We start from the raw sequence: 17,798 nt of genomic DNA, 5'->3' as shown, positions 1-17,798 counted from the left end.
CGTGTTATTGTTTAGCGGCTTCGTCAAGGTAATTCTTGCGTCTCAGCACGAAATTCTGGCCAAGATACACTTTTCTAACCTGTTCATCTTCTGCCAGTTCCTCAGCCGAGCCAGCCTTCAGGATTTTGCCTTCAAACAACAAATACGCCCTGTCTGTGATGGAAAGTGTTTCCTGCACGTTGTGGTCCGTGATGAGGATACCTATGTTTTTGTACTTAAGCTTGGCTACAATTGATTGAATGTCTTCTACCGCAATGGGGTCGATACCGGCAAAAGGTTCATCGAGCAGGATGAACTTAGGGTCTACCGCCAGGGCACGGGCTATTTCAGTTCTGCGCCGTTCGCCACCACTGAGTACGTCGCCCGGGCTTTTGCGCACATGCTGCAAACGGAACTCTCCGAGCAGACTTTCGAGTTTCTCTTTTTGCTGCGCCCTGGTAAGCTCGGTCATTTCCAGTACTGCGGAGATATTATCTTCCACGCTCAGTTTACGGAAAATGGAGGCTTCCTGAGGCAGGTAGCCAATTCCCATTTGCGCCCGTTTAAACATCGGCAGCTTCGTAATATTTACATCCTCCAAAAATACTTCGCCCTCATCAGGCTTAACAAGTCCCACTACCATATAAAATGAAGTGGTTTTGCCAGCCCCGTTAGGGCCCAGCAATCCTACTATTTCGCCCTGACTCACTTCTACTGACACGTGGTTAACCACGGTGCGGGCGCCATAGCGTTTTACTAGCTGTTCGGTATGTATCCTTAGTGACATATATATGCAAACTTCGCAAAAATAAGAAAATAGTACTCTCAAAGCCTTTATTAGCTAATTATGTACCGATATATTATTTTTGCCCGGGTTTTAGATAATCCGCGCACAACATATGAAAGTTACTGAACATATTGCTCAGGCAAAGGATACACTCATCTCTTTTGAGATACTTCCCCCGTTAAAAGGCAAAAGTATTGAGTCGATTTATGATCACCTTGATCCACTGATGGCCTTTAAGCCTGCTTTTATCAATGTAACTTATCATCGTAGTGAGCATATGTTCAAAAAACGGGCAGACGGCTCGTTCGAAAAGGTGGAGATCCGCAAGCGCCCCGGCACGGTAGGTATTTGCGCCGCTATCATGAACCATTATAACGTAGATGCGGTGCCTCACCTTATTTGCGGTGGCTTTAGCAAGGAAGAAACAGAAAACGCCCTGATCGACCTTAACTTCCTGGGTATCGACAATGTGCTGGTACTACGCGGCGATGCGCCCAAAAACGAATCGTTTTTCGAGCCTCACCCCAACGGTCACCGTTATGCCATTGACCTGCTGCACCAGGTATCTAATATGAATAATGGCATTTACCTTGAAGAAGACCTGGTAGAAGGGCTCAAAACCAAATTCTGCATAGGTGTGGCAGGGTATCCCGAAAAACACTTCGAAGCACCCAATATGCAAAACGACCTCGAGCACCTGAAGAAAAAGGTGGAGGCCGGGGCCGATTACATTGTTACGCAGATGTTCTTCGATAATCACAAGTTCCTTGAATTCGTAAAGAAATGCCGCGAGGCTGGTATTAAAGTGCCTATCATCCCCGGCCTTAAACCGATTACGTCTAAAAAGCAACTGACGGTGTTACCTCGAATTTTCCATGTAGATATTCCTACAGAGTTGTCTAATGAAATACTGAAATGTAAAACGGATAAGGATGTGGAGCTGGTGGGTACGGAGTGGCTTATCCAACAATCGAAGGAACTGAAAGCGGCAGGCACCCCGGTGCTGCATTACTACACCCTCGGCAAACCTAAAGTGATCCAGCAGGTGGTGGAGGCCGTCATCTAACTAAAACATAGCTGAACTTCTATAAAAAAAGCAGCCATCGTGTAGAAACGCGATGGCTTTTTTTCCCTATAACTGTCACACCTTTAAATGTGTTTTCACTTATTGTGATGATTCAATAAAAAGACGCGCCCATTCGTGCATACCCCTACGCACGGCAAAAAAAATCTCAGGAAAAAAAGCCTAGTGGTCTTCGCGGTTAAAAAGATAGCCCAGGGTGAGCCCCATGTAATAGTTTTGGGTAGTAGTGGCGGCAGTACGGTCGATGTCCACAAAACCCATTGCATAGTTCGCACTCAGGATAAAGTGATTATTGAATTCGATACCCAACATACCGTTTATGCCAAAGTCCCACGGAAGAATACGGATAACGGAGGAGTTGGTGTTAGATGATTTAGAAAAATCGATGCTACGGGAGCCTGTTTTAACGGTGTTGCCGTTGCGGCTTACTTTAAACTCGTAGCGGCCATCGAGGCCGTAAGCCACATAAGGACCCGCGCCCAATAACAGGCGGCCGATACCAATCGGCTGTTTATACACCAGGTTTACCGGCACTTCAAGATAAGATAAACGCATACGGGTACCAGATGTAACATACGCATCTATCAGATCAGGCTGCGCATATTTAACGGGGGTGAACTCGGTACCTTTCGTTACAAACCGAAGGCCCGGCTGTAAATAAAGGTTATTAGGCAGAAGCGGAATGTTGAACAGCACGTCGACATGTATACCTTTTACCGGTTTAGTAAACGATGCTACATTACTATAATCGGCGCGGTTTTGCCCATCGAATTTAAGATCGGCGATCGTATATCCCGCTTGTACGCCAACGCTCACCTGCGCTTTGCATACGGTGGAAATAAGGAAAATGAGGATAAGGGAAATACCGTAGAATTGTTTCATGTGCTTCTCTGTTTTCTGGATTATAACCGTCGAGATTAAACTGCTCTTAGCATGGGGCATAATACTTAATACCGGGCAACGGCTAAAACCGCGCTAGCAAGGGATTCATATTCACAAGGTGTTCAGGTGGGTGTCCGGTACTTAAATCTAATTCCTATGATTATCTAGTTCTCTCTGTTCGTAGGGGTAATTAGGATAGCTGAACAAATTACAGGTATAAAGGTTGCTGTTTTTTTCCAAATAAAATATCCAGCCGGCAGGCTAAGCATCAATATTTTTTTTCTTAATGCTTAGCTGCGGCTGGATACTAATGTATTGCCTTATTTTTCAGTTAGTTAGCGACCGAACTTGTAACCTACGGATACGCCGAAGGAGTTGTTCCTGAAAGCGTTATCGTTGTCGCCGTCGTGACGGAGGTTAATGAAGCCCATTTCTGCGTTTAGCGTAAAATTGAGCCCGCTTTTCATCTCGTAACCAAACTGTAGGTTACCGCCGGAATCAAAACGCTTCACGCCGTCCAGGTAGTCGTCTTCAAAAATATCGTCGGAGTTGCTGCCGAACTTACCGCCTACTGCGTATGCGAAGTACGGACCAACGCCCAGGATAAGATTACCCGTGCCCACTTCTGGTTTGAACAGGAAGTTTACGGGAACGTTGATGTAATGTAAGGACCTTTCGTAGCTGATGTCTGTTCCGCCAATAAAGTCGCGGCTATCTTTACTGCCCTTTCCCACGTACAACAGGCTGGGCTGAATATAAAATTCATCTGCCAGTGGAATATCGGCAGTAAAACCTGCTCTAACACCAACTTTGATGTCGCTGGTTTCTTTATCACCACCAACTTTAGTGGTTACGCTTGAAAAGCTGGGACCTGCAACGATACCGAATTTTGCCTGACCAAAAGAAAGACCTGCAATAAACAGCGCCGCGGCCGATAACAATACTTTTTTCATGATTTACTTTGTTTATAATTGGTTTTTAACTAGGCTTTGTTGTTAGGTGAAAGCTTATTATCTGCCAAATAAATAGCCTACAGAAAAGCTTAACACCCTGTTTTTGTTCTTATCGTTCCTGCTATCATCTTCACCGGACAGGATCTTAGCAAAACCCAGGCCATACTGTGCAGATACGATTACATTTCCGAATTCAAAGCCGGTTAAGATGTTACCACCCCAATCAAAACGTTTATATTTGTCAAAACCCTGGTTAGGATCACCTGTATTAAATGGGCTATCATCATCCCACTTGATATTGCTTTCACCAGTTACAGCAAGGTCACCTGAACCAAGCTGGTACTTATTTTTACCGGCTATACCAAAGGCAGCGTATGGTCCAAGACCTATAAAGAACTTGTTAGAACCATCTCCGCCTAACGGAATTTTACCCACGAAGTTTACTGGAATTTCGATGTAAGCGGGGTTAGTAGTGGATTTGAAATAATCTACATCACCTGAATTACCTCTTTCTACTTTTGAGCCTTTAGTGCTGTAAAATACACCTGGCTGAATCGATAATATGTCAGAAAGCGGGAAGTCAGCTACAAGACCGGCATTCCACCCGGCCAACATCTTGTTATTGTCTACCGACCCGTCGTTTGATACTGTAATGTTCGAAAGATTTAAGCCGCCCTTTACTCCCAGCCGTGCCTGTGCAGATGCACCTACCGCGATACCTAGTGCTGCAATAGAGAATAAGATTTTCTTTGTCATAACCTAAAGTTTAAAATTGAGTTGTTTGTTTGACCGTTAAATGCCAAAGACTATGCCAAAGGAATGTTAACGTCTTTTAACTTATTGAAAACCAGGTTACTGAAGAGGGTCTTAATGTTAACTAGTTACTGACTGTTTTTGTTGCTTGTGTATCGAGATGTTGTAGAAAACCGATCAATTGCTCCACGCCTAAACGTTTCGCGATGATCTTTTTCTTTTCATCTAACAGGTATATTACGGGTGTACTGTATACATCATATAAGCGGCGGTAATTGCTCTTGTTTTGCGGGTCAAGTGCATGCGTCCAGCCGGTGAGTTTGTGTTGTTTAACGAAGCTTACCCACTCGTCTTTGGTACCCTCTGTTTTAACACCTAACACGGCAATGCCCTTATCTTTCCAGATAGCTTTGTATGCAGAATCGATGCGGGGTATTTCTGTTTTACAGTGACCGCAGGTTGGGTCCCAAAAAACGAGGATGGTGTATTTGCCCTTAATATTATACAACGATACAGGCTTGCCGGTGGAGTCTTCCAGCACCAATGGCGCTGCAGGCTGGCCAATAAGATTGGGGGCAATAGTATAAGCACGTGAGATAATTTTGTTCTTCTGATCTTCTGTAAGCCAGGTAGCATCGCCCGCCACATAATATTTCTCCACAAGATGTACGAACACAGCGTCCATACCCATGTAAGGGGACGTTTCGTATGTGTTCGTTAACCACCACAGCACGAACTTAAACATCTCTTTATCGGGTCGCGCTTTTGCCAGTATCCTGTCGGCCTCTGCGTTAATAGAGTCGGCTTCGGGCACTACGAGCTGTGAGAAGTATTTCTGTAACTTATTTTCGAATACGGGTGTACGAACCAGGCGACCATCAGTAAGGTCGGTAAAATCCCAATAGTGGCTTTTGTAATAACGGTAGGGAAAAGTGGAATCTGCTGTACCGTCTGCTTTTTTAGGCAGTGTGGCAGGAACTTCCGGATCTTTCATCAGCTTAAAGATGGCAGAAAGCAGCGCTTTGGGGTGCTGACTGATGATTTCTTCCCGTTTTGCCTGGATCTTTTTGAACATCGCCTGCTGTGCCGATGCAGCTTTCGCGGTATCTGCCTTAGTTCGCAGGGCAAGCAGCCTTTGTATTTCCTGGTTTTCGGCCTCCATGCCAGCCAGCGATTTATTATAATTCAGGAAAAGATCATTGTCGGGCGAGCCGGTGTACACGGTACCTTTAAGCAGGTCGGCACTATCTACTGCTATAGAAAATGTTTGTTGCTTGTCGAGCAGCATCTCGAAATAGCGCTGGCGACCAGGTAACACGATAAGATAAATGCCTCCAAGTGCCTTTTCTGTTCCTTTGAGTACTGCCACCCCGGCAGGGCTGATCTGTGCCGAGTCCATCAAATAGGTGCTTTTGCCCATATAATGACCCAGGTACAGCGTACCGCTATTATACCCCTTTAATTTTACGGTAATATTATAGCCCTGCGCATGCAGAACAGCACAAAAGAAAATGCCAATGGTGGTAAGTAGTAGTTTTTGCATAGGGATCATAAAAATAGGAAAAAAGGTGAACTTGTTTTCTTGTTACCTTTGCACCCGTGAGAAAAAAGAATGTAGTCCTGGAAAATGTGCCGGTAAGCGGTTACGCCGCCGAAGGTAAGGGCCTGGCCCGGCAAGATGGCAAAGTTATTTTCATTGAAGGCGGCGTTGTACCCGGCGATGTGGTAGACGTTAGACTGGCAAAGAACAAAAAAGACTGGGCCGAAGGAAGAGCCGTGCACTTCCATACCCTGTCGCCCGACCGGGTTGATCCTTTTTGCCGGCATTTTGGCGAATGCGGCGGTTGCAAATGGCAGATGCTGCCGTACGATATGCAGCTGCAGTATAAACACCAGCAGGTGGTAGACCACCTGACGCGTATCGGAAAGGTAACCCTGCCCGAAATAAGTCCTATCATGGGCGGAAAAGAAACCAGCCATTACCGTAATAAACTGGAGTTTACCTTTTCCAACAAGGCTTATTTAACCAATGCCGAAATGGCTGCTGCGGGCGATGAAATCCCCCGCCGTAACGCTATTGGCTTTCATGTACCCAAGCTGTTCGACAAGGTACTCGACATCCAAACCTGCCACCTGCAGGCGGAGCCGGCCAATCTTATCAAGAACACGATCCGGGAGTATGCCGAGGCGAATGAGTTGTCGTTTTACGACATCCGCCAGCAAACGGGCTGGCTGCGTAACCTCGTACTGCGCATTTGCACTACCGGCGAGGTAATGGCCAACCTGGTAATTTTCCACGAAGACAAAGAAAAGCGGGAAGCCCTGCTCGATCATATATTAAAGACTGTTCCCGGCATCACCTCCCTGTTATATACCATCAATCCAAAGAAGAATGATAGTATCTTTGACCTGGAGCCTAAAGTATATTATGGAAAAGGCTATGTGGAAGAGAAACTCGAGGACTTTGTTTTCAAGATCGGCCCCAAATCGTTTTTCCAGACTAATACCTACCAGGGCGAGGCGCTTTATAAAGTAACCCGCGACTTTGCCGGCTTAACCGGCACGGAAGTAGTGTATGATCTTTATTGCGGCACCGGCAGTATCGGGATATTTGTTTCCCGTTTGGCTGGTAAAGTAATAGGGATAGAGCTGATAAAGGAGGCGATAGATGATGCCATCATTAATGCAGAGCAGAACAATGTAGCCAACGCAACTTTTTACGCGGGTGATGTGATAGATATAGTGGATGATGCTTTCTTTGCCAAACACGGCGCGCCGGACGTGATTATTACCGACCCTCCAAGGGCTGGCATGCACGAGAAACTGGTGGAGAAATTACTGGAAGTAGGTGCCCCGAAAATCGTGTACGTGAGCTGTAACCCGGCTACACAGGCCCGCGACCTTGCCCTGCTGGACGTGATGTACACCGTGGAGAAAGTACAGCCTGTAGATATGTTTCCGCATACCCACCATATAGAAAATGTGGTGCTGCTGAAGAAAAGATAATTAATTCACCATTATAACGAACTAGCGAATCATGAGCGACTACAGGCCTGGGAACTTTTCCATACTGCCGACGGTGATAAAGAACCTGATGATCATTAATGCTTTGATCTTCTTTGGAACAATGACCTTGCCGAAAGAAGCACAGTTGTGGGTTGACCACCACCTTGCACTTCACTACGTTGGTTCCGACCTGTTCATGCCACACCAGGTAATAACACACCTGTTTATGCATGGAAACTTCGGGCACCTGTTCGGCAATATGTTTTCACTCTGGATTTTTGGCAGTATTCTCGAAAACTACATAGGCCCGAAGCGTTTTATTATTTTTTACATGGCTTGTGGGCTGGGTGCTGCTTTCTGCTATATGAGCGTGGTGGCCTGGGAAAACCACCAGCTTACAACGCTTGCGTTTAAATTCATTAACAGCCCAACTTACGGCAACCTGATGGAGTTGCAGAATAAATTCCACATCGACCGGTATGTGAACCAGCGTATTGACGGTTTGGCCGATGCCTTTAGCGGAACTCCAAGTCAACAGGATATTGATTTTGCAAAGTATTATGTGAACGTAGCCGTTTCCGGTTACCGGAATATACCAATGGTTGGTGCGTCTGGCGCTGTTTATGGTATCCTGTTCGGTGCGGCCTACCTGTTTCCTAACGTGGTGCTTTATCTCTACTTCCTTTTCCCGGTTAAACTTAAATATGCTGCCGCAGCAATGATCATTTGGGAGGTGTGGCAAACCATACAAAACAATCCTAACGATAACGTTGCGCATTTTGCACACCTGGGAGGTGTTTTGTTCAGCTTCCTGTTACTTCGGAGCTGGACCAAAAGAGGGCAACCTTAACACCATTACAAAACTTTAAACATAACTGCTTTTTTCCATCGATCCATCTTAAAAGCAGGGCACGGATTTTGAACTTTTCAACTGATGGATTCTTTAATTTTGTAAACAAAGCATTATGGCCATGCACGCTGTAGAAAAAGAACGGACCCAACGTCTTTCACTTGGAGAGGAACGGAATATGGTCACCCACCTGCTGGTTGTTAACCTGGCTGTGTTCATCCTTGTTCAGTTTACGCACGTTATTTACCAGATGGAAAATATGCCGGCTAACCAGTTTGGCGACAGCGTTTTAAAGAACATCCAGGTACAGGCCTATCTCCCGGAATTTATCCGCACACCATGGACCGTTATTTCTGCTCTTTTCGTACATACCCGCGTAATTGATATATTCAGTAACATGGTTTGGCTGTGGGGCTTCGGCACCTTCTTCCAGCAAATGGCCGGCCACCGCAGGGTGTTACCGGTTTACGTGTTTGGTGGCCTTACCGGTATTGCTGTTTACCTTGCAGCCATGAACCTGCTGCCTGCTTTTATCGCCATCAGGCCAGGAGCGGCTATGGCGGGCGCACATGCCAGCGTAATGGCCCTTGCCGTTGCAGCTACGATCGTAGCGCCTAAGTTCAGGGTGCTGCCTACGCTGATGGGCGGCATTCCCTTCTGGATCATTTCTCTTGTCTTTTTCGCACTCACCATAGGCTCTCACGTATCCGACAGGGCCGAGCTCACCCATTATGCCTACCTGCTTGGCGGCGCCCTCTTCGGATGGCTATATGCAACCAGGCTTAAAAAAGGTAAGGATATCGGGGAAGGTTTCAACAAAGCGGTATTCGGTATCAGTCACATGTTCCACCCAAGCGACGAGAAAGTATATAAACAGGAACAGATACCCGGCACTATCCATCTTAAAAAAGATGCCCCGGCATTTCGTAAAGTAAGCCAGGTGCCCGAGCACAGGCTCAACGAAATCCTCGACAAAATTAACAGCCAGGGTATCGATTCACTATCTCCCGAAGAAAAAGATATCCTGCTTCGCGCAAGCGCTGAGGACGGAGGTTGCTGATCATCAAACCCTGAAATTCTTCCGTACATCCAAAAATCACGAATAATTTAGGCGGAGAGTGCTAATTTAGCGCTCCCTAACCTCGACTTAAGTGAAATTATTTAAAACCATCATCCGGCGTTTGTTGCTATGGGGAAATATTGCCCTTGCCGCCGGTCTGCTATTTTCTGCGTACGCACAGTACATCCGGCCCGACAAGTTCTGGCCCGCGGGTTTTGCCGGCTTCGCATTCCCCTTTCTGCTGGTACTTTGTGCCGTTTGCCTGGTTATATGGCTGTTTTTTAAAGGTAAAAAGCGATATTATTTCGCCATATCTGCTATTGCCATCCTGCTAAGCACAAGGGCCATCCTGCAAAGTTGGGCGTTACACCCCTTCCATTCCGCTCCCGAAGCTACAGCCGGCGACTTTAGCATTATGTCGTTTAACTGTAGTATGATGGGCATGCGTGAGTACCAGGACAATCCCGAACGCCGTGCCAGCATGTACGATGTAATAGCCGAAACCAACCCGGACATACTTTGTATGCAGGAGTTTTACAGTAACGACGCACCCGGCCGCCTGCACAACCTGGACTCTATTGCCGCCATCGGCAAATACCAATACCACTACTTTTCCAAAGATTTTACCCGTTGGGATACCTGGCACTTTGGCACCGTTGTGTTTTCACGCTTCCCGATTGCCAACGCACAAACTATCCAGCTGTTTGGCGGAAAGGAAACCGAAAACATGATACGGGCCGATATTGTGGTGGCTGGCGATACGATCCGTGTGTTGAGCGTCCACCTGAAATCGTACCAGTTTAACCAGGGCGATTACTCCAAACTCGGAGCGGTAAACGGTGGCGATTTACAGCAGGGCCGCGGTGTAATAGGTAAAATGAAAGCTACATTTAGTGTACGGGCCCGGCAGGCGGATATTGTAGCCGCTGAAAGGGATAATAGTCCTTACCCGGTGATAGTGGCGGGCGACCTAAACGCCATCCCCGTTTCGCGCACTTACCGTACCGTAAGGGGCGATCTGCAGGATGCATACCTCAAAACCGGCTTCGGCTGGGGTCGTACTTTTGCCTCGCTGGCGCCTACCCTGCGCATCGACTACATACTGCCCGCAAACAGTTTCGGCATACAGGATCTGCGCATTTACCGCCGTAACGGCTTCGAACACTTTCCAATACTGGCTACCCTCTTCGTAAAGAAGTAAAAATATTTATTGCTGCGGGTAAACCCGCCCGCAGCAATACTTTTCGTCACACGTACGCTCCATATCCATCCCATCGGCCCCAGCCTTTTCCTTTTTTCCATTAAATTTATACCCGGCGATAACCAAACACTGAGCGTTGAAATTCTTACGACTATTTACGAAAGGGTTCTTTCTGACTGTAAACATTACAGCCGTTATCTTCTTTTTGCTGGCCTGCCTGGCCCCCTTTATATCGCCCGCACGTTTCTGGCCCATTGGTTTCTTTTCACTCGCTTTTCCTGCCCTGTTCGTTACCATGGTGCTGTTTACCGTATTCTGGCTTGTTTTCCATGCCAGGTATGCGCTGCTGCCCATTATAGCCATGCTGTTAGGCTGGAAGTCCATCTCTTCGTTCGTGGCCTTTAACTGGCCCGGGCAGGTGCCACAGGCCGACAGCACCGTAGATAAATTTAAGGTGATGAGCTACAACGTAGCCCAGTTTGGCCTGTATCGCGATAAAAACAGTGCCCCCACCCGTAAAGCAATGTTCGAACTGATTAAAGCGGAAAATGCAGATGTACTGTGTATGCAGGACTTCTACACCTCCGAAAAAAAGGGCGACTTTAATAACCGGGAAGACATTTCCAGGGAAATGAAACTGCCTAACCGTTATTTCTCCAGCGACTTCAACCGGAACGGCTCGCAGCACTGGGGTTCTATTATCTTCAGCCGCTACCCGGTGATAAAGTCCGACAAAGTGAAGCTGGACATAGGCCCGATGGGCGAAAGCCTTATTTACGCCGATATCCTTCGTAAAGGTGATACCATCCGCATTGTTAACATGCACCTGGAGTCGTACCGCTTTAACAGCGAGGATTACGCATCAATAGAAAAAATAAAGAAACAGGAAGATACCGGCCTGGTGGCCGCAAAAGGTATTGTGCAAAAGATGCGGGAGGCTTATGTGCGCCGCAGTAAACAGGCCGACCTGGTGGCAGGTTTTATTAAAGCCAGTCCGCACCCGGTAATTGTTTGCGGCGACTTTAACGATACACCCGCCTCCTACACCTACTTTACCGTAAAAGGCAAACTGCAGGACGTGTTCCTGGTAAAAGGAAACGGCATTGGCCGCACCTTTACCAGCCTGGCACCTACCCTGCGCATCGACTATATTTTTGTCCACCCGGTGTTTGAGGTACATAGCTTCCGGAAGGTAGATAAGTCGGGCCTTTCGGACCATTACCCGGTAATTACCGAACTTTCTGTGCGGCAGGAGCAGGACAATTAACCGCTGCGGCCCTGCACAGAACATTCATTATATTTGCAATCCGCCCGAAAACTTCGAAATTCGGTCCACGAGAAAATGAATATGTCAGAATTTAAGATACACAACTCGCTTACGAGGCAAAAGGAAGTATTTACACCGCTATATCCCGGCCACGTTGGTATGTACGTTTGCGGCCCTACCGTTTCCGGAGAGTCGCACCTGGGTCATGCGCGCCCTTATATCACTTTTGATGTACTGTTCCGCTACCTGCAACACCTTGGCTATAAAGTGCGCTACGTGCGTAACATTACCGATGCGGGCCACTTTGAAGAAGAAGGCCGCGCTGCGGAAGATAAAATAGCCAAAGGCGCCCTGCTCGAAAAGCTGGAACCGATGGAACTGGTGCAGAAGTACACTAACCTGTACCACTGGGCCATGTTGCAGTTCAATTGTAAGGAGCCCAGCATAGAACCTACTGCCACGGGCCATATTACCGAGCAGATTGAAATGATCCAGAAGATCATTTCCCAGGGTTATGCTTACGAAGCCAATGGCTCCGTGTACTTCGATGTGAAGAAATACGCAGAGAACTTTAAATACGGCATTCTCAGCGGTCGCGTGCTGGAAGATATGCTCGAAACCACCCGCGAACTGGAGAACCAGGATGAAAAACGCGAGAAGGTAGACTTTGCCCTGTGGAAAAATGCCCCGGCAGAACACCTGATGCGCTGGCCAAGTCCCTGGGGATATGGTTTCCCTGGATGGCACATCGAATGTTCGGCCATGAGCAGCAAATACCTCGGCCAGCAATTCGATATCCACGGTGGTGGTATGGACCTGCAGTTCCCGCATCATGAGTGTGAGATCGCGCAGAGCGAAGTGGCACATGGTGAGCTGATGGCGCGCTACTGGATGCACAATAACATGATTACGATCAACGGTCGTAAAATGGGTAAGAGCTATAACAACGTGATTAAACTCACGGAGATGTTCGCCGGCACACACCCTTTGCTGGAGAAGCCTTATAGCCCTATGACCATCCGCTTTTATGTACTGCAAACCCATTACCGCAGCACGCTCGACTTCTCCAACGAGGCCCTGCAGGCTGCGGAGAAAGGCTTACAGCGCTTATGGGATGCTTACGCCATATTACAGCAACTCTCCTATGCCACTAACGGCACAGGCCTCAACGAAGAACTGGACAAACAGGTGCAGCAACTTTGCAGCGAGTGTGCTGAGCATATGAACGATGACATGAACACCGCCAAGGTAATGGCTAACCTGTTTGAACTGGCGCCGGTTATCAACTCGCTCCGTCACGGGCAAATTAAAATGCACGAGATCAGCGAGCCTGCCTTTAACCTGCTGAAACAAACCTGGGATACTTACCTGATAGAAATACTCGGCCTGGTACCTCAGAAAGCGGAGGACAGTGATAAATTGGGTGATGTACTGCAACTGCTCATCGACATACGTAAGGAGGCGAAAGGACGGAAGGACTATGCTACCTCGGATAAAATCCGTAACCAGTTGCTCGAAATCGGTATACAACTGAAGGACGAGAAAGATGGAACGGTAAGCTTTTCGGTAGAATAAATTAAAAGACGACATGCAAAAATTAACGTGGATATCGGGAATGGCGTTGCTGATGGCTGCCTGCCAGCCTAAACCCAAACCCGCAGAAACCAACACGCCCACCACCAACACTATTTCTACCGCTAATGTGCCGGTGTTTTCGGCAGATTCTGCATATGCTTACGTGGCAAAACAAGTGGCGTTCGGCCCCCGCGTACCAGGCACCAAAGCGCAAAAGGAATGTGCCTCCTGGCTCATTAAAACCCTGCGCCCTTTATCTGATACCGTGTACGTGCAGGAAACTACCGTTACCGGTCCTGAAAAACAGAAACTGCCTTGTATTAATATAGTGGCCAGCTTCAACCCGGCTGCCAAAGACCGTGTACTGGTACTGGCGCATTGGGATACCCGTCCCTGGGGCGACCAGGATGCCTTTAACAAGAAAACACCTATCGATGGCGCCGATGATGGAGGCAGCGGTGTTGGTGTGATGATGGAACTGGCGCGCCAGTTTAAACTGAAACAGCCGAACGTAGGTGTAGACCTGCTGTTTACCGATGTGGAAGACTATGGTGTTTCGCATGTAGAAGACAGCTACTGCCTGGGTACACAGTACTGGGCGAAGAACCCGCATGTAAAAGGCTACAAAGCCAACTACGGCATTTTGCTCGATATGGTGGGCGGCCGTGGCACACAGTTTTTCATGGAAGGCTTTTCTAAACGTGATGCCTATGCGCCGATGAAAATGTTCTGGGATGTGGCCAATCAACTCGGTTACTCTTCCCAGTTCCGTTACGAAAGTCCGCAGGACGCTGCCATTACGGATGATCACTATTATGTGAACACGATGACCGGCATTCCTACTTTTGACATTATTGCCCTTCAGCAGAATGGCAACTTTGCCCCGCACTGGCATACTGCGAACGATAATATCCAGATCATCGATAAAACTACGCTGAAAGCCGTGGGCCAAACCCTGCTGCAGGTGTTGTATACACAGCCGCTGAGTTATTAAATGCCCGCGGGTTAAACGTCCGCCATGGCTAAAAAAGCAAATATACCCGCGCCTGTTGAACTCGCGTACCTCGAACACCTGAGGAAAGACCGGCGCCTGAATAAGATACTGAATGAGCCGCTGGCCATATTGCCTGTCAAACGCAATATAGCCCTGCGGCTTATTGGTTCCATCATGTCGCAACAGCTTTCTGTTAAGGTGGCCGATGTGATTTACAACCGCTTTTTAGCCCTATACGGCGGCAAAGAGCCTACAGCCGCACAAGTACTCGCCACGCCTCCTGAAACACTGCGCAGCATAGGTCTTTCGAACGCCAAGGTTTCGTACGTGCACAACGTGGCCCGCTTTGTACAGGACGAGCAACTTACTGATAAAAAACTCTACAAACTCACGAATGACGAAGTCATTACCTATCTCACCCAAATCAAGGGGGTAGGCCGCTGGACCGTTGAAATGCTGCTCATGTTTTACCTCGGCCGTGACGATGTGTTTGCCATCGACGACCTCGGCCTGCAGCAATCCATGATCAAACTGTACAAACTCGAAGCCCTCGATAAAAAAGCGCAGCGGCAGAAGATGCTGGAAATATCGGCCAAATGGTCGCCGTACCGCAGCCATGCCGCGCGTTATTTGTGGGGCTGGAAAGATGGGAAATGATGGGACGGGCATTGGAACACCGCTCAGCCGCCGTTGTGTCACTCCCTTCAGCAGCAGTAACAACACTGGGCAACATTGAGTTCTTCCGTAGCGGGGGTGTATACACCGTATCATAAATCTAAAAATCATTCCTCTCAGCGAAAGAATAGGGGTTGTTCAGGTGTCGCAAACACACCCGCGTGCTAAAAAGCTGCATTGCCGTCCGCTCACCCTCCGCTTCTCCATACTCTCACCATGCTTCGCTTCCAACCTACTTACAACAACATTGCCCAATAGCGGTTTGTCGCTGAAGGGAGTGACACAACGGGGGATGACTAGAAATACTGCTGCTGGTCACCTGTCGCAAATACACCCGCGTAGCAGGAAACCGGTATAACCGTCCGCTCATCGTCCGCTCACCCTCCGCTTAGGTGCCGCTCACCTCGTATCTATCTCCTATGTTCCTTATATCTTTCCTGTATCAGGCAGGGTATAAAAAAGGGAGAAGGAATTGCTTCCCTCTCCCTTCCCACGTATTGACCGGGTTTAATTACTTCACGATCTTCAATTCGTTAATGATATTGGTAGCGCCGCCCAGTTTATCTATACACCAGAGTACGTAGCGAACGTCCACACAAATGGTGCGGTTGAGTACCGGGTCGAACTGGATTTTGTGGCTGAGCGCCTCGTAGTTACCATCGAAGGCGAGACCGATAAGCTCGCCGTTACCGTTGATAACCGGGGAGCCGGAGTTGCCGCCGGTAATATCGTTGGTGGTGATGAAACCCACCACGAGGTCGTTACGTTTGATGTCTTTGTACTGGCCAAAGTCCTTTTTAGCGTAAAGGTCCATCAGTTTAGCAGGAAGGTCGAATTCGTAATCGTCCTTTTTGTATTTCTCCATAACACCAGTGATGGTGGTTACGTAGTCGTACGAAACAGCGTCGCGGGGCTTGTAGGGTTTCACGGTGCCATAGCTTAAGCGCATGGTGAAAGTAGCGTCGGGGTAGCGGCTTTTGGTCGGCTCCCTTTCGATTACCCCTTTGAGGTACAGGCGGCCCAGTTCGTTGTTACCAGCTACAAACTGGTTGTACATCGGCGCGTATTTGCTGGTGTAGTTTTTCACGAAGGCCGATGCATAGGCGTAAGCCGGATCGTCCTGCAGTTTCACGTTATCGGGTTGCGCTACAAAGGCTTTCCATTTGGCATCGTCGAATATCATGGTGTTGGCGAACACCGAGGCAGCCCAGGTGCGGTATGTTTTCTCATCATCAAGGCCGCCATATTTCTTTAACGATTCGTAGAAACCGATCGGGTGCTGGTCTTTAGGAATATCGTTGTAATACATCATGGCGGTAGCGGCCAGGATTTTCAGGTCGCTGGGTTTGTTCTCTTTTTTCAGGAAAGCTTCGCGTGCTTTTTCGGCTGCAGCCAGTGCTTCTTTTACACCTGCTTTTTTAGCGATGGCGTTTTCCACCTGCATCAGCGAGCTGGCGAAAGCGGCTAACGGCGAGCCGAAAATACCTTCATTGAGGTATACGCGCAGTTTAGCATAAGGCGTCCATTTCTTATACAGCGCATCGTACTGAGGGAAAATAGTTTCGTACTCCGGTTTACCTTTTGCCCATGTGTTAAAGGCCGCTTCCTGTTTCTGTTTATCGCCGTAAACATCGTACTTGATCAACTGTTTGCTTTCGCCGTCGAAGAACTTCCAGTAATTAGCGATACCTGCGTAGCTGGAGGCCAGTTGCAGTTTAACCGCCGGGTCCTTCTTCATTTCCTCGAACATATACTTCAGGCGTACGTCGCGGAGATTTACCGTATATGGGTTTTCGATATCAGTTTTCAGTTTAACGCCGTAAGAAGTTTCGTAACGGTTAGTACCGCCGGGGTAGCCGTAGATCATGGCATAATCGTTCTCCTTTACGCCTTTGATAGATACAGGCAGGAAGTGTTTAGGCTTCAGGGGAACGTTATCAGTTGCATAGTCGGCAGGTTTACCATCTTTACCGGTGTATACACGGAATACGGAAAAGTCGCCGGTATGACGGGGCCATTCCCAGTTATCCGTATCGCCGCCGTATTTACCAATGCTTTCGGGAGGTGTGCCTACGAGGCGTACGTCGTTATAACGCTCGTACACGTACATCAGGAACTGGTTAGCTTTAAACAGTGGGCTGATGCGGGCTTCCTGGTAGGGAGCTGTTACCGCTTTGGCAGTAATTTCCGCCGTTGCTTTCTGGATAGCGGCGGCTCTCTCGGCGCCGGTAAGTCCTTTCGCTGCCGCCTCAATCTGCGGGGTCACATCTTCCACCTTCACCAGGAACTGCACAGAGAGGCCTTGGGAAGGTATTTCCATTTGTTTGGAGGTGGCGTAGAACCCATTTTTAAGGTAATTATTCTCAACAGAGCTGGCAGTGGCTATAGCATCGTAACCACAGTGGTGGTTAGTGAAGATGAGCCCTTCGTTGCTCACGATTTCGCCGGTACAGCCGCCGCCGAAGATGATGATAGCGTCTTTAACAGATGATTTGTTGATGCTGTACAACTGCTCCTTGGTAAGCTTCAGGCCCTTTTTGACCATGTCGTTGTACACCTGCTGGCCAAGGAGGTAGGGTAACCACATACCTTCGTCGGCCTTCGCTAATTGGGCCGCACATAACAGCAAAGCGATGAATACCGTTTTCTTCATAATGGAAGTATTATTGATTTTTGTTGTAAAAAGGAGCCAAACCTAGCTAATTTTTCGCTAACAGCCCACACTAAGCGGG

15 protein-coding genes are annotated in these 17,798 nt (G+C 48.1%); 9 read left to right on the top strand and 6 right to left on the bottom strand.

The genetic code is table 11. The features are described 5' to 3' along the window. Nucleotides 1-4 precede the first annotated feature (4 nt). Nucleotides 5-766 carry an LPS export ABC transporter ATP-binding protein gene (lptB, locus tag QZT80_RS20510; RefSeq protein ID WP_295126509.1) on the bottom strand — a complete coding sequence of 254 codons (762 nt, stop codon included), beginning with the start codon at nucleotides 764-766 and terminating at the stop codon, nucleotides 5-7. Nucleotides 767-878: 112 nt separating this feature from the next. Between lptB and metF the strand changes: the two genes are divergently transcribed. Beyond that, complete coding sequence (gene metF / locus QZT80_RS20505; protein WP_295126506.1) at nucleotides 879-1,832, top strand: methylenetetrahydrofolate reductase [NAD(P)H]; 954 nt, start codon at nucleotides 879-881, stop codon at nucleotides 1,830-1,832. A 180-nt stretch (nucleotides 1,833-2,012) separates the two neighbouring features. Here the strand turns inward: metF and QZT80_RS20500 are convergent, their stop codons facing one another. From QZT80_RS20500 to QZT80_RS20485, 4 genes are all read right to left on the bottom strand, one after another. Beyond that, nucleotides 2,013-2,732 carry a porin family protein gene (locus QZT80_RS20500; RefSeq protein ID WP_295126503.1) on the bottom strand — a complete coding sequence of 240 codons (720 nt, stop codon included), beginning with the start codon at nucleotides 2,730-2,732 and terminating at the stop codon, nucleotides 2,013-2,015. Nucleotides 2,733-3,067: 335 nt separating this feature from the next. Next, the gene (locus QZT80_RS20495; RefSeq protein ID WP_295126502.1) at nucleotides 3,068-3,685 is read right to left on the bottom strand and encodes a porin family protein; all 618 of its coding nucleotides are present in this window, start codon (nucleotides 3,683-3,685) and stop codon (nucleotides 3,068-3,070) included. Between the two features lie 57 nt (nucleotides 3,686-3,742). Beyond that, complete coding sequence (locus QZT80_RS20490; protein WP_295126500.1) at nucleotides 3,743-4,441, bottom strand: porin family protein; 699 nt, start codon at nucleotides 4,439-4,441, stop codon at nucleotides 3,743-3,745. A gap of 121 nt (nucleotides 4,442-4,562) precedes the next feature. Further along, nucleotides 4,563-5,981 carry a TlpA family protein disulfide reductase gene (locus QZT80_RS20485; RefSeq protein WP_295126497.1) on the bottom strand — a complete coding sequence of 473 codons (1,419 nt, stop codon included), beginning with the start codon at nucleotides 5,979-5,981 and terminating at the stop codon, nucleotides 4,563-4,565. Nucleotides 5,982-6,037: 56 nt separating this feature from the next. Here QZT80_RS20485 and rlmD point away from each other — a divergent pair, with 56 nt between their 5' ends. The 8 genes from rlmD to QZT80_RS20445 all read left to right on the top strand — a co-directional run bounded on the left by rlmD (nucleotide 6,038) and on the right by QZT80_RS20445 (nucleotide 15,048). After that, complete coding sequence (gene rlmD / locus QZT80_RS20480; RefSeq protein ID WP_295126494.1) at nucleotides 6,038-7,444, top strand: 23S rRNA (uracil(1939)-C(5))-methyltransferase RlmD; 1,407 nt, start codon at nucleotides 6,038-6,040, stop codon at nucleotides 7,442-7,444. A gap of 31 nt (nucleotides 7,445-7,475) precedes the next feature. Next, nucleotides 7,476-8,294, top strand: a complete 819-nt coding sequence (locus QZT80_RS20475) for a rhomboid family intramembrane serine protease (protein WP_295126491.1) — start codon at nucleotides 7,476-7,478, stop codon at nucleotides 8,292-8,294. Between the two features lie 115 nt (nucleotides 8,295-8,409). After that, nucleotides 8,410-9,354 carry a rhomboid family intramembrane serine protease gene (locus QZT80_RS20470; protein WP_295126488.1) on the top strand — a complete coding sequence of 315 codons (945 nt, stop codon included), beginning with the start codon at nucleotides 8,410-8,412 and terminating at the stop codon, nucleotides 9,352-9,354. Nucleotides 9,355-9,445: 91 nt separating this feature from the next. Next, nucleotides 9,446-10,555 (top strand): endonuclease/exonuclease/phosphatase family protein, encoded by a 1,110-nt coding sequence (locus QZT80_RS20465; RefSeq protein WP_295126485.1) that lies wholly within the window; start codon nucleotides 9,446-9,448, stop codon nucleotides 10,553-10,555. A gap of 136 nt (nucleotides 10,556-10,691) precedes the next feature. Then, nucleotides 10,692-11,822 (top strand): endonuclease/exonuclease/phosphatase family protein, encoded by a 1,131-nt coding sequence (locus QZT80_RS20460; protein ID WP_295126482.1) that lies wholly within the window; start codon nucleotides 10,692-10,694, stop codon nucleotides 11,820-11,822. Nucleotides 11,823-11,903: 81 nt separating this feature from the next. Further along, complete coding sequence (cysS, locus tag QZT80_RS20455; RefSeq protein WP_295126479.1) at nucleotides 11,904-13,397, top strand: cysteine--tRNA ligase; 1,494 nt, start codon at nucleotides 11,904-11,906, stop codon at nucleotides 13,395-13,397. Nucleotides 13,398-13,410: 13 nt separating this feature from the next. Next, complete coding sequence (locus QZT80_RS20450) at nucleotides 13,411-14,391, top strand: M28 family peptidase (protein ID WP_295126476.1); 981 nt, start codon at nucleotides 13,411-13,413, stop codon at nucleotides 14,389-14,391. A 24-nt stretch (nucleotides 14,392-14,415) separates the two neighbouring features. After that, a complete protein-coding gene (locus QZT80_RS20445; RefSeq protein ID WP_295126473.1) occupies nucleotides 14,416-15,048 on the top strand; it encodes a DNA-3-methyladenine glycosylase 2 family protein in 633 nt (210 codons plus the stop codon). A gap of 529 nt (nucleotides 15,049-15,577) precedes the next feature. On the opposite strand, the gene QZT80_RS20440 is transcribed toward QZT80_RS20445, so the two are convergent. Continuing rightward, nucleotides 15,578-17,719, bottom strand: coding sequence for a S46 family peptidase (locus tag QZT80_RS20440; RefSeq protein WP_295126470.1), 2,142 nt, complete (start codon nucleotides 17,717-17,719; stop codon nucleotides 15,578-15,580). Between the last annotated feature and the right edge of the window lie 79 nt (nucleotides 17,720-17,798).

Origin of the sequence: uncultured Chitinophaga sp., assembly GCF_902168175.1 — a bacterium.
GTDB lineage: Bacteria > Bacteroidota > Bacteroidia > Chitinophagales > Chitinophagaceae > Chitinophaga.
Note: the sequence above shows the minus strand (reverse complement) of the source record. Positions and strands in the feature narration are given on the sequence as shown.